Origin of the sequence: Candidatus Sodalis endolongispinus, assembly GCF_018777395.1 — a bacterium.
In the GTDB taxonomy this organism is placed as follows: Bacteria; Pseudomonadota; Gammaproteobacteria; order Enterobacterales; family Enterobacteriaceae; genus Sodalis_B; species Sodalis_B endolongispinus.
Map to the genome: position 1 here is coordinate 45,610 of NZ_JAFJYC010000003.1, position 12,977 is coordinate 58,586.

A 12,977-nucleotide genomic window follows, 5' to 3' on the forward strand; every position below is an offset into this window, starting at 1 on the left:
GCAACTCCCAGCAAAGGCAGACAGGCTACCACCGCGAAGGAAATCACCGTCGTCCTATTGGGGGTATAACTTAACAAACAAATCGTGTCCAAGGAGTATGACGGATCCGACAGTGGTGACTTTTGACCCGTACAAGAAGGGGGATTACCATCGTCCTGTCATCGTCCAACAAACATGACCAGGACATTTTTTCTAGAGTGATGTTTTCACTGGCATACGGCCGCAGTACATTCCCTCTAATGAATGGGTTTTTGATTCTGAGGTGAAAGCGGGATCAGTGACGCAATTGTTGCAGGTCATCGTCTGACAATCCGGTCATTTCCATGACGGTCACCCGGTCAATCCCACGCTGTATCATGGAACGGGCAATTTTAAGGGTAGCTTCGCGCTCACCTTTCTCGATCCCGCGTTGCTCACCGAGTTGGATGCCTTCGGCTCGCCCCTTCTCGATGCCCTTCTCGATGCCCTGCTGAATACCTTTTTCGATACCTTTTTGTTCGAGCTGCTGTGCGATAGTCATCAGTTGATCCCCGTGTTGCGGCACTCGCTGTGCCAGTTCGCGTACAAAGGCTTCGGCATCTGAGGATTCACCAGCCTGCAATACATAGTATACCAGCGAAATCACCTGCGGCGAAGCCAGCCAGTCTTCCATCAGTAGCGTGGCCAGTCTGTCGGTCAGTTCCGCCAGGTCGCGCTGATGAATATGTTTCTGCAGCAAGGTCAGCGCCGCCATGCTGCGGTGGGTCATGATTTCATCATCCGGGATGACCGTCACATCAACCAGCGGGAAATCGCCGTGGTAAAGTTTACCAGCCAGTTCAGGATCGTCAAACTCCTGCAGCCAGTTGGTGGAATACGGATACGGGCTGCGCCGGCCAGTATAAAACAGTACCGGAATTACCAACGGTAGCGTTTTGTGGCCGGCGTCCAGGTGACGCTGCATCGCCGCCACCGCATAGCGTAGCAACCTGAATGCCATATGTTTGTCCGGCGTCGACTGATGCTCAATCAGCACATGGACGTAACCATCCCCGGCCGTGGTCTTCAGACTGTACAACACGTCGCTGAAATACTGGCGAAGGTCATCCTCGATAAAGGAGCCGGACTCCAACTTCAGGGTACTGAGATCGCAAATAGCGCGCAGTTCTGCTGGCAGATGGATCTCCATGAAATCACGGGCAATAGCCGGCTGGGTCAGAAACTGCCTGAACGTGGCGTCATGGAGCGTAGGGGTACTGTTTTTTTTCTTCATTTGAGCCGTCGCTGCCTTACCGAAACGGACAGACTCTACCATAAAGCGGGCGTAACTGCTGCCGAATGCACACTGTGTTCCCCTGCCTTCGCCGCAACGACGAAAAGCCGGGCGCGGAACGGCGTTGCGCCTTACCTCCCTCGCCGCAGAACCGGGAGAATGGGAACGCAGCAAGCGCAGAATTGACTGTTATCATCGAACCCTAGCCGCCAGGCCTGGCATTAATTAACGCCGCGATTTATGTCAGGTTCAGGGCATACTGATCCCCTTAATAAGGTACATCTACACAGATCATAAAATCTTTGCCTTTCTATGCACGCCAGCTCTACACCGCCAGGATGACGCCATAGTGGATAACCCTCGCTGCTATAACGACACCGCATTTGGCGATGCAAGCAGGACCAGTCTGCATTTTCTCCAAAGAAAGCGCTCATTATGAGAACAGTGACTGACAGTCGTGCTATTGCCGTTCGGCGGTATACAGTGCAACGAAACATCCCTCGATAGAGTTGCTTCCTTTACCCAGGAACGCATAGCCTAGGCGTGTTTCTTTTGCGCGAACAACCCTGCTTTGACTTGAATAGCATGCCAGCAAAAAGGCTTATTGGGGCGTATAGACTGACTTAGCAAAGTTTTTTTATTCGTTAACGATGATGCGTATATGAAAAAAAACCGTGTTCGGGTGATCCCCTGCGCGGCAGCTTCTACTGGCATAACTTTTCGGCTTGGTTTTGCTTGTAGAGGGGTTATCTATCCTGTTATTCAGGCTAAGGCGTGATGTGGTTCGATAATCAATAATGTCGTTTACGCTTTTTCACTGTATAAACACCTGCTCATAGGCTAGGTGGACAGGTCTTGAAATCAGAAACAATATGTAGATGAAATGGTTTTCTACCTCGGTGGTAACTTAGAAGCTGCCAGGCTTTCTCATTCTATAATAATATGTTTTTTAGTTAATGAGTCGACTAAATCCCGCTTGCTTACCTCGATTTCAAGTCAGGTTACCTGCCCCATTGCGCATCACCACAGCCTCTGCAGCGTCAAGTAATGCCTTGTGATCTATTGTTTTGTTTAGACCCATCACATACCCTTTTTTAATACCGTCTGGACAGATATATCTCAATGCCTGGTGTATATCAAAGCAATGGCGCTCAAGCGCAAAGAGGTTTTACGATGTTGTTCCTTCAAAATCGCTGGTTTGTACTGCTTTCGGTTCTTTTGGCATTTTTGCCCATCATCATCGATATGACTATTCTGCACATCGCCGTTCCTTCAGTTACCCTGGCATTGAGCGCCAGCGGAAACAAGGTCCTGTGGATCATCGACATCTATCCGCTGATAATGGCTGGACTACTGGTCCCCATGGGGACATTGTCAGACCGCATCGGACATCGACCTATGCTGCTGGCAGGTTTGTTCATCTTTATGCTCGCCTCGCTGGCAGCCGCTTTCTCACCTACGGCAAATATTCTGATTACCGCACGTGGCCTGCTTGCGGTTGGTGGCTCCATGGTGATGCCCAACGTACTCGCTATCATCAGACATCTATTCGATGATCCCAAGGAGCGAGGTATTGCTCTGGGTCTTTGGGGGACGATGGGTTCGGCCGGTGCCGCTCTCGGCCCGCTAAGTGGTGGAGCGTTGCTGGAGCATTTTTGGTGGGGGTCGGTATTTTTAATCAACGTGCCGGTCATTTTGGTCGTCCTGCCATTAGCGTATTTAAGCCTGCCACGGCATACGCCAACGGTGAAGAGCAGCTGGGCCATGGGACAAGCCTTGGTTCTGATTGCAGGCCTGATAGCCGTTGTTTATGCCGTGAAATCCGGCTTTAAGGTAGAAAGATCACCACTTACTACCTGCCTCATGTTGGCGGCAGGACTGGGTCTGCTTACCGGATTCGTTTGTAAGCAACTTTCCAGCGCAGATCCCATGCTAGATCTTTCCCTATTCAGCGAGCCTGCTATCTGTATTGGCATCTTGATGGCACTGGTTGCCTGTGCCGCGCTTACGGGGGTGGAATTGACGCTGGCTCAGGAACTGCAGTTTGTGGTGGGTTATTCGCCGCTACAGGCAGGTCTCTTTATGGTACCGCTGGCCGTCGGCTCCGCCCTGGGCGGCCCTGTGGCCGGTTATGCCACGGCTCTGTGCGGTCTTCGCAGTGTTGCCGCTACCTCATTGCTGGCAGCGGCGGCGTGTCTCGCGGGACTCAGCGTCAGCGACTTTCACCATCCCAACATTATGGTCATCACCTTGCTGATGGTATTGGGCATATCACTCAGTATCGGTCTAACAGCATCGTCTATCGCCATTATGAATAGCGCACCCCCGGACAAGGCCGGTGCAGCCGGTTCGCTGGAAGTAACAGGGTATGAACTTGGCGCCGGACTGGGTATCACGTTTTTTGGCGTACTGCTTTCGACAGCCTATTCAAAGACCATTATTTTGCCCGCTGACCTGCCGGTCAGCCTTCATTCCAGAGCGGCCAGTTCCATTAGTGACACGATGGTTGTGGCAGAACACCTTGGAGCAACTGGCATCGCCCTAACAGAGGCTGGCCGTGCAGCATTCTCCCGTTCACATGACATTGTGCTGCTGGCAGCCACCAGTATGATAGCCCTGTTAGCGGTTGCTGTATTCGTCGCATTGCGAAACTATCGCAAACCTGCCCAAGAGTAAGCAGCACAAACACCGGGCGCATACCCATGAGCCCGGTGAAGGTTTAAGTAACATTAAATGCAGGAGCTGTTCAATTCTATGATGCATGACCCGAATAGGCTAACGGGTGGTGCAGCATGCTGCACCACCGTTTTAAGCGCTACATCAGCTAGAGAAAGCTAAACCACCCTAAAGTTCGTCCTGCGGCGTGGAATGACCGATAATTGTGCCACCTCGCTTACGATGACTATCGTTAGCGTTACGGGGACTCTGAGAAAATAGTGTTTTGGTGCCGCATTGAGCAAATCAAATTGGGGTTTCAACCGTTAATCCCAAACCTGTAAGATCAACAAAAAGGTGAATTGCCCCTCGCTTATTCACATTGTCGAAAGGGCCTGTCATGTTATCGCCAAAATAAGCTTAAACTTGTATATTACAGATGTAATTATAGATAATTTATTATCGTTGGCACATAGTGATTAAAATAAATCCGATTGATGAATAGACATTATATTAATTTAATTATCATTAGGCTCAACGAGACAGTTAAATCATCAAAGTATTGGTGAATCACACTCAAATGTAGATGTGACTCATTTGAATATTGTTGATATGTTACCATTTATATTTACCAACCCTAACAGAATTTTAAAAAAGAAAACAATTGTGCATCGCAACTGGATACAACATAAGTTAAAGGTTGATCGCTCCACTGAAGCAAACCCTCCATCATCAGCCCCTGATTTATTTCACTAGAATCTAAAATATAAGCTAACACCGGTTAATAATACTTCATTAGATTTGAATATAGGCAAAAATAATAATGCCATTCGCAATATGACACCCAGTAATTATAGTGTCTCCACACTACTCACAAATGAAATTAATGGGTCAAGTGAATATAGACCACTAATAAAACCCAAGAAACAGATAACATCGCAATAACACAGCAATCTACAAAAGCGCCGATTGAGAATTATGGTAAAGAAAAAGATCTTTTTATGGTTTGGGGCAATATAATATTCTGTATAAATCACTATTAGCTGAAAGTTCTTTTCTGATTGTTGAAGGGAAAAATAACAATCTTGTAGATCTGCTTCCAATGGAAGAAATTACACAAACGCTGCATGATTTGAGAACATTCGTTCCTAATCTGAATGAACACGTTCCCGTACCAACCAATCATAAAGAAAAAGGCCCATATCAACCAGCCCAGCTTATTACCTGAGGTGCGCTATACAAACAGAATATGATTGAAGGCCAGGACAATCCGGGCCGGCTTATTTCCAGAAGATCACTAATGAAGCGACAGAAGCTAGATGACCAGGACAATCCGGGCCGGCTTCCTGAAGCGGACCGGGCAGTTGAAGCCGTTATGGTATGAGTCAGGCCGCAATTTTCACCAACTGGCACTGTTTTACCCGCAAAGGTAGCCGGTAAACACGTCATGAATAGCAGTCGTTCCTCAAATCACTCTACTATACGGGTAGCCACTGCGATGTAACCGGACACAGCGCCTGCGTCGTTAATACAGGGGGTGCAATGCGAGCGTAACCAGCGCTTCGAGTTCGGTCCGGGTTGCCCCCTCCCTGGCCTGGAATGAAATCATCTGAGTGACACCGTGGAGAAACGCGGCGCGGTTTTGGATATCGCATCCGGCGGGCAACTCGCCCGTAGCAAGGCCGCGTTCAAGTCGCGCGTGGATCAGTGCTCGCGTTTTGTCGCGGGCCGCTTTAAGGTGTGCCCGCGCCAGCTCATTCTCCGGCAGGCAATTCACCACGCCGAGGATCAGCATACAGCCACCTGGCCGTATTGATAAGGCAATGTCTATACTGGCGCGGAGCATCCCCTCTAGCCCGTCGCACAATGTCGCGCCGTTGTCCAACGCCTGCCTCGGTATTGCCCCGACCGTTGCGACGTAATGATCCACCGCTTCGCAGAAAGCAGCCTCTTTGGAGCCAAAAGCAGCATAGAAGCTCGGCGGCGCAATACCTGCCGCTACCGTGAGATTGACCAGCTGCGCGCCTTCGTAGCCTCGCGCCCAAAAGACTTTCATTATCGCATGTAAAGCTGTATCCCGGTCAAAACTGCGCGGGCGACCACGTTGAATCATGGACTTTTCCAAATCTGTAATTTTCACTACAATATTCTACGGCCTCACACCGTTGCAGGCAATCTTGAATATCCACTACAAAACAAGGATCACGGAATGACGACATCGCCGCGCGCTGTTATCGAAGAATTTTTCCGCCGTGCAGGCTCGGGGGAACCCGTTGACAGAATCGCAGAGCTGGTCAGCGAGCAAGTCGATTGGTTCGTAGCAGGCGACACAAGTCTCGTGCCTTGGATTGGCCGCAAGGTCGGTAAGACTGGCGCGGCGGAGTTTTTCAGGAGCAAATTGCATCTGAAGCATTTGAAGTGAGCGAAATTATGTCACAAGGCGACCGAGTGGTTGCCCTTGGCGCGCTAGCTTCGCGTGTCTTACGCACGGGGAAGCTGATCGAGTCAGAATTCTGCTTCGATGTCACCGTCGAGAAAGGCGAAATCATTCGATTCCGCCTGTTTGAGGACAGTTTCGCCGTAGCTCAAGCGGTAACCTGATTTGCCACTTTAATTTCCATCTCAACAACAGGCGCCAAAATTCTGCCGCCGCGTTAGCGTCGTGCCTGTTGCTTTGCTGTACTGCTTAGGCAAAGGGATTTGTGTGAGGACACCGAAGCGAAAAACAACGTATTTCTAATCCCCTTAGAGGCTGTAACACCGGTACATCTCACTCTGAAGACGAATTTTTTCACTTCCGCCACACAGTGACCATGTTGGTAAAAACAAAAGTCCTTTTAATCTTCTTCCTTAAAGAAGAGATTTCGGGACGAAGCATATGCACACGGTTAATTATACGGAAATACTAAAGTCAATATTGACGCCCATTAGTAAAGCCCTCTCCCCTGTGATTTAGGTTACACATAGTTGTTCCTGTAGATCTCTTCTGGTAAAAGGAGCAGATTATCGTGCAACTGCAATGGCATGAGAGGTAATATTGCCAAGTTTGGGCAAGGCTTGACCAATATCCACTGAATAACAAACCGTGACCTGGTAAATCGGTATTTTCCCATCCTGTGGAGTGGTAGGAGAAAGGTTCTCCAGCGTCGTACGTTCGATAGATGACTCACATGTATCGTCCCCTTTGCCGGCACGATAGGAAGTATAAATGGGGTTACCATTCCCTGCGGCCAGGGCCGCGCGGTTTGAATGGACACTGTTGAGCGCTGTTTCTCTAGGGAAATAGATTTCCTCCGCTTTGATCGTAAGATTTGATGAATCGACGCTGCTATTCATATCGTGCAATACCCCTTTTGCTATGGCGTACAGGTCATCAACATCAGCTGATGTGAGTCGTTGATGGCGAGGATAAAGGACAGACCGCTCGCGCAGTATGCCGGCTAAAGAATAACTGAGACGATCAAGTTTCCCTTGCGTATATATACTCACCGCAATGAATGTCATGTAAATTAATACAATACCAATCATTGAGCATATTAAACCGCATTCGACTGTGACTGAGGCATGCTGATTATTTAAAATTGGGCATATTCTGACTTTCTTGTACAAAGATGACCTCTCGCGTAGTTAGTCTGTTCGCCCAATAAGTGGGGTAGGGTAAGAACAGTGGGTGATAGTTATAGCTGAATTTGTATCGAGCGATACGGTTACCCTCAGCCTGTATGCCTAAGCATCCGCTCTTCAATTCATTAATGGTGTGACAGAAACGCGTTTCAACCGTAATGTCCGGCTCACGCATAAAACCCCACAACAAGCGCGGGCTATTGGACAGAGTGTCTTTGAAGGTGTTTTGATATTGCGTTGCCGTTTCTTGAACCGAGTTTTTCGCCTTTTTGGCCGCTTCAGAAATAGCCAAATCTAAGGCGGCGGAAATATAGGTGATATACATCATTTCAGCAAAAAATAAGATAAGTGTGAAGAAAGTTACCACGGTAAGCGAAAATTTAATGGTTGCAACACCGCGTTGATTTGAAAACAATTTTCGCAGACGCAAGATTAACTTCTCCTGATTTCAAGCAAGTCGACGCGCTGAAGTGCGTTCAATAACGTATCGGCATCGGAAGATATATTCTCCTTTTCGATTATTATCCTGGCATGATAAAGATCCCCACTTTTAACCAAGCCTAAAATCAAATTATGCACAAGCCGAGGATAATTATGGCCATTGATGTATAATGGAAATAAAATATTCACCGCGTCATGATACTGATGATTTAGTAATGAAACCATGGCAAGATTATTATTGGCTGTTACATCATCGATAAACAGCTGACGAGCAGTAATGAATAATTTTTTACTCTCTAATAGCCTGCTGGATAAGGACTGTGCTACGCCTCGCAAATTATAAGCTTCGGGATTTTTATTGTTGAAGGTAAGTATCTTATCGCAAAATTCAATGGCCAGTGGATAGTTACCTAAAGATATCAAGTTTTTTGCCTGTAAGTGGTAAACGTGTGTACCTTCGTTGCTAAGTAATGGCTTTAAGTAAAAAAGGGATGAGCGGTAATCTCCGTTCAAATAATAAAGGTTGGCAAGTTTAAAACGCATCTTATGATCTTCATTCTTCTTAAGCTCATTGCGGTAAAGAGTAATAAGATCCGCATAATTCTTCGTTTTGACGTAAATATCTTCCTGTAACAAATAATTAGATTTAGAATTAGCATTAAACCATGCGCAACAGCTCACAACCGAGGCAACTAAGTATATACAAACCATTTTTTATGAAATGCCATTTTGCAAAATCCTTAAAAGGCTAGGTGATATAATCAAAATAACTATATGGAACATGATGAAAAGAACGAGCGGGACACTCATTTTAGCCGAAAGCTTGCCGATTTTCTCCTCTACTTGCAAAAGTTGCATCTCTCGCATATCTTTAGCTAGCTCGGATAACGCTTCATAGAGCGAAGCGCCATAATGGACGCTCTGCAATAAGCATGAGCAAAACATCCTTATCTCGGTGAGCTTGATGGCGCGATATAAACTATTTAGAGCATCCTCAAGTCCGCTTACCTTCGCTTTTTTTACTACATGCGTTATCAAATTAGATAAATTGGCATCAAGGGGCGTGAAATGATGACTAACATATTTGAGTGCATCTTACACCGTCATCCCAGATTGTACACAAACAGCAATCAAATCGATAAAGTAAGGTAACTTGTCCTGCATGTGTTTCTTTCTATTGTTGACCATGGTTTTAATCAAAAAACCGGGCATTAAAATTATTAATGCGAATATCAAGCCAAAAAGCATAGCTAAATGGTGAATCTCTAGGTCAATTAAACTCAAATATTCAATGGCCAAAGCTATAAACATTACCACCAAAATTGCTTTTATCTTGTAAGCAACTCGTTGGTCAATATTATATAAAAAGGTCATCAGTGGGATAAATGTCACAATCAAAGCATCGTAATCAGAAGTTTTTTCTTCAGAATCTGTGGCCAATTCCTCTTGTTTATTTAAGGCATATTTAAGGAGCGTAACCTTATGCCGTACAAAAAAAGTAAGCATTAATAAGAAACTACCTAATATCAATGCTAGTGCGAAGACTATATACATCAGGTTGCCCTTTTAAGTAAATACCAATTAATAAGATTACCTAATAAAATACTCGCTAAGGTATAGTATAATATATATCTGCCGACGGGGTCGTTGAGTATATAATCCAGATCCTCAGGTTTTAGGTACTTCATGGAAAGAAGATAGAGAATCGGGAGGCTGGCTATAATTTTTGATGAGGTGCGCGCTTCGGATGTTAATGCCTTTTTTCTACAAGCGTTTTTTATTATTGCTAATAATACGCGATATTTGACCAATCAGTCCTTTGAGTTGCCCCCCTCTTTCCATACTGACAAGTATGACGATTGAGAAAAAATGGAATTCCGCGAAGCGGAATTCTCGCCTGGCATCAGAGAACACTCGTTCAGGTTCCTCCCCCAGATTCAATCTGCGATCAATTCGATTGAGGGTAGCGCCTAACGTACCAGAAATGGTATTACCACAGCGTTGTAACGCCTGCTGCACACTATTACCAGTTGATACTACTGCATTCACAATAGAGAGTGCCTCGGGGAAATTATCCTCGAAATGCTTACGATGCAGTAAGCGACCGATGTGTAACTGGCCGATAAACAGTGCCCATACAACAACGGGAATAAATATCCATAGTGCAATGTGCAGCCAAGTAAGATTAATGAAGAATAACGTTACACCTATGACTAAGCTTATTACAAGACCCAAACATGCACGGCCTTTTTTACTTTTTATGCGTAACCATACCATTCTGCTAACACGTCCTTGCAGGGTAATGCTATTAATGTTTGTTTGACACTGCCAGACTGATCATTATCGCTAATGAGTCTAAAACGTTGCCATCGAGTAACATTAAAAGCTAGCAATAACAGGCCTAAAAAGAGTATGAGGAAATACATGCTCACTCCATGGAAAATATATGTTTTAGTTCATTATCAAGATTGAACATTACCGCATTCCGCATGATTGCTGATCTTACTAAAAGACCGTTGTTAATAAAAGTGACAATCATTTTGTCGTTTTCGTCTCTGCCGCTTTGTCCTTCAAAGCAAAAAATATTTTGTAAGATGACTTGATCACCTTCAATGCCCATTATTTCACTGATGTTCATGATTTTTCTCGAACCATCGCTTAGTCTGGAGACTTGAATAATAATATTAACAGATGAAGCAATATTACGTCTAACGGTCACCATGGGTACATTGGCGCTTGCCATCATGACCATGTTTTCCAACCGTGCTATTGCATCGCGGGGGCTATTGGCATGAATGGTGGACATTGAACCATCATGGCCGGTATTCATTGCCTGCAGAATCTCAAATACCTCTTCACCCCGGCACTCACCAACGATAATGCGATCCGGCCGCATACGTAAGGAATTAATCAATATGGCACGCATATTCACCGTGCCAGTATTCTCTACACTTGCCAGTCGAGTTTCTAGATGTACGACATGAGGCTGCATAAGCCTTAGTTCCGCTGCATCTTCCAGGGTAATAATTCTCTCATCTTCGCTTATGTAATGAGATAATGCATTTAACAGCGTCGTTTTTCCAGAACCAGTACCGCCGGAAATGATGATATTCAGGCGGCAGCGCGCTATTACTGCCATGAAATTCGCCATTTGTGCCGTCAAAGCATTCGAGTTTATGAGATCATGCAAGTGCAGATTCTTCTTACCAAACTTGCGGATGGAAATAGATGTCCCGTCTATATCAATGGGGGATATGACGATATTTAACCGGCTGCCATCCGCTAATCTCGCGTCCACTAACGGCAGCCATTCATCAAGTCGTCTGCCGACACGTTGCACTAAACGTTTCGCAATATCGGTAAGCTGAGCATTGTTAATGAAACGCTGGGGCACTTTTTACAATTTACCAAAACGTTCAACAAAAATATCCCCTGGACAATTTACCAGAATATCGCTGACCGTATCATCCTCAAGCAATGGACGTAACGGTCCGAAACCGATTATCTCATCCGCCATCAGCTCAGCCATCAGTCGCCGTGAGGAGGTAGAGAGATAATCGTTTCGCGATTCACTTACCCGTTCTAACACGCGATTCATCTCTTCCACTAATGCTGAACGGTCATGAATCAACTTTTCTATTTTTTCCAGCTCAATATTTTGCAATACTTCATAACGCAATGTCTCTTGCAATGACAGACTAATATCCATTAGCACGGTATCCCCCATCTTGTCTTAAATGCCGTAAACAAAGATTGTCTCGGTGGCTTTACACCCATCACTGCATTGGCCAACTGTTCAATGGGGGCCAATTTGCGGCAAAAACCTAACCGTGCTGGAGGAGTTTTAAGACCAGATACACTGTAAGTGAAAACAATATCTATAGGGTCAGCCAAAAGCGATGGGATGTCATCTTGAGCCAAGGTGTCTATCACAATAGGGCGGGTATCATTTAAGCAGATTATTAAACGCCGAAATGTGCGGTCGGTGCGCTGCATCATTTGCAGAGTTTCGACCATGTTGTGCGCGACTCGCGAAGCGGCCATTGACCTGTCAATAACCAAAACTACCCATAAGGAGCGTTCTGTCAAGTCACTCAACAGCTCTTTCTCAGCAAAGCTAATAGATTGTTCAAAAATGACAAAATTATATTTTTTCATCTCATTTTGCGACATATCGGGCAAATGGGGCGTTTTGCTGCACATGACGTCCAGATGTTTATGTAACGTGGCGATTTCATTGTTGACTTTCTTGCCCACATGCAAATCGAGATCGCGTGAGCCATAAGCGCCTTGTACCAATAACGCCGACATTTTTTTGCGAGCTAATCTGTTTAGCTAATTGATAGCCTATGGTCGTGCTTCCTACCCCACCTTTACAGACTAAGACACTTATGCAGATAGCCTGGCGGCTGGTTTTTGCTTGAACACCGGCGACCGCCGCTTGGGCGAGCTCACTTTGCTGTGAGGTGAGGTTGAAATAGACAATATTATGATGAGCGAAGGTTTGCGCCAGGGCAATAGAGTCACTGTTCCCTATAACACTGCACCATATTTCGCAAGGTAATCTGGCGTGGATCTCTTCTATCACCCGCTCAGGTTGATCACAATCACCGATATCAATTATCACCCCATGCGCTTGTGCCGCAATTGTAACCTCTTTTTTTTGCAAGAAATCTCCCTCAAGGCCTTGAACAGAATCAAGTCCTATCATGCGGAGCTGCTGACACAATTGTTGAATAATCTCAGTACGTTTTGACAAAATATAAACCGGCTTCATCTCTTTACCGCTACTATTACTTGGAGTCCGGGGGAATAAGAGCATTATATTTTCTTGCTATTAAAGGGTGGTATCTGCTTAATGACTGTATTGCATTGATTTCTGGAAACACTGTGCATAACATTTCAGCATTGGCATGCTTGCAATACGTACCGAAGTAACATTTGCCTTAAGGAGGATAGATTCACTAATGTCAAAGCAACATTGAGCTAAGTTTTTATAAAACAC

12 protein-coding genes and 2 pseudogenes are annotated in these 12,977 nt (G+C 45.7%); 3 read left to right on the plus strand and 11 right to left on the minus strand.

What is annotated here, in order from left to right; all coding sequences use genetic code 11:
* Nucleotides 1–274: 274 nt before the first annotated feature.
* Entirely contained in the window at nt 275–1,252 is a 978-nt protein-coding gene (locus JZM24_RS17425; protein WP_215671306.1) for an Rpn family recombination-promoting nuclease/putative transposase, read from the minus strand.
* Between the two features lie 1,173 nt (nt 1,253–2,425).
* Between JZM24_RS17425 and JZM24_RS17430 the strand changes: the two genes are divergently transcribed.
* Together JZM24_RS17430 and JZM24_RS17435 are read left to right on the plus strand one after the other, a co-directional pair.
* On the plus strand, nt 2,426–3,928 hold the full coding sequence (locus JZM24_RS17430; protein WP_215671307.1) for an MFS transporter: 1,503 nt from the start codon (nt 2,426–2,428) through the stop codon (nt 3,926–3,928).
* A gap of 985 nt (nt 3,929–4,913) precedes the next feature.
* On the plus strand, nt 4,914–5,135 hold the full coding sequence (locus tag JZM24_RS17435; protein ID WP_215671308.1) for a hypothetical protein: 222 nt from the start codon (nt 4,914–4,916) through the stop codon (nt 5,133–5,135).
* A 297-nt stretch (nt 5,136–5,432) separates the two neighbouring features.
* On the opposite strand, the gene JZM24_RS17440 is transcribed toward JZM24_RS17435, so the two are convergent.
* Complete coding sequence (locus JZM24_RS17440; RefSeq protein ID WP_215671309.1) at nt 5,433–6,020, minus strand: TetR/AcrR family transcriptional regulator; 588 nt, start codon at nt 6,018–6,020, stop codon at nt 5,433–5,435.
* 96 nt (nt 6,021–6,116) lie between these two features.
* On the opposite strand from JZM24_RS17440, the gene JZM24_RS18975 reads away from it, so the two are divergent.
* Complete coding sequence (locus JZM24_RS18975) at nt 6,117–6,329, plus strand: nuclear transport factor 2-like protein (protein ID WP_246580124.1); 213 nt, start codon at nt 6,117–6,119, stop codon at nt 6,327–6,329.
* Between the two features lie 581 nt (nt 6,330–6,910).
* On the opposite strand, the gene tadF is transcribed toward JZM24_RS18975, so the two are convergent.
* The 9 genes and pseudogenes from tadF to JZM24_RS17490 all read right to left on the minus strand — a co-directional run bounded on the left by tadF (nt 6,911) and on the right by JZM24_RS17490 (nt 12,749).
* Nucleotides 6,911–7,435, minus strand: a complete 525-nt coding sequence (gene tadF / locus JZM24_RS17450; protein ID WP_246580125.1) for a tight adherence pilus pseudopilin TadF — start codon at nt 7,433–7,435, stop codon at nt 6,911–6,913.
* Nucleotides 7,436–7,478: 43 nt separating this feature from the next.
* Nucleotides 7,479–7,961 (minus strand): TadE/TadG family type IV pilus assembly protein, encoded by a 483-nt coding sequence (locus tag JZM24_RS17455; protein WP_215671313.1) that lies wholly within the window; start codon nt 7,959–7,961, stop codon nt 7,479–7,481.
* Between the two features lie 2 nt (nt 7,962–7,963).
* Entirely contained in the window at nt 7,964–8,608 is a 645-nt protein-coding gene (locus JZM24_RS17460; protein ID WP_215671315.1) for a tetratricopeptide repeat protein, read from the minus strand.
* Nucleotides 8,609–8,686: 78 nt separating this feature from the next.
* Nucleotides 8,687–9,055 (minus strand): annotated as a pseudogene (locus JZM24_RS19900) (type II secretion system F family protein); the annotation flags it as partial.
* A gap of 12 nt (nt 9,056–9,067) precedes the next feature.
* On the minus strand, nt 9,068–9,526 hold the full coding sequence (locus tag JZM24_RS17470; RefSeq protein WP_215671317.1) for a type II secretion system F family protein: 459 nt from the start codon (nt 9,524–9,526) through the stop codon (nt 9,068–9,070).
* A gap of 210 nt (nt 9,527–9,736) precedes the next feature.
* Nucleotides 9,737–10,249: a type II secretion system F family protein gene (locus JZM24_RS17475; protein ID WP_215671319.1), complete on the minus strand. Its 513-nt coding sequence runs from the start codon at nt 10,247–10,249 to the stop codon at nt 9,737–9,739.
* 151 nt (nt 10,250–10,400) lie between these two features.
* A pseudogene (locus JZM24_RS17480) lies at nt 10,401–11,681 on the minus strand (TadA family conjugal transfer-associated ATPase).
* Nucleotides 11,681–12,283 (minus strand): hypothetical protein, encoded by a 603-nt coding sequence (locus JZM24_RS17485; RefSeq protein WP_215671321.1) that lies wholly within the window; start codon nt 12,281–12,283, stop codon nt 11,681–11,683. Before JZM24_RS17485 ends, JZM24_RS17480 begins: the two are co-directional and overlap by 1 nt.
* Nucleotides 12,207–12,749: a hypothetical protein gene (locus tag JZM24_RS17490; RefSeq protein ID WP_215671323.1), complete on the minus strand. Its 543-nt coding sequence runs from the start codon at nt 12,747–12,749 to the stop codon at nt 12,207–12,209. Before JZM24_RS17490 ends, JZM24_RS17485 begins: the two co-directional genes overlap by 77 nt.
* Between the last annotated feature and the right edge of the window lie 228 nt (nt 12,750–12,977).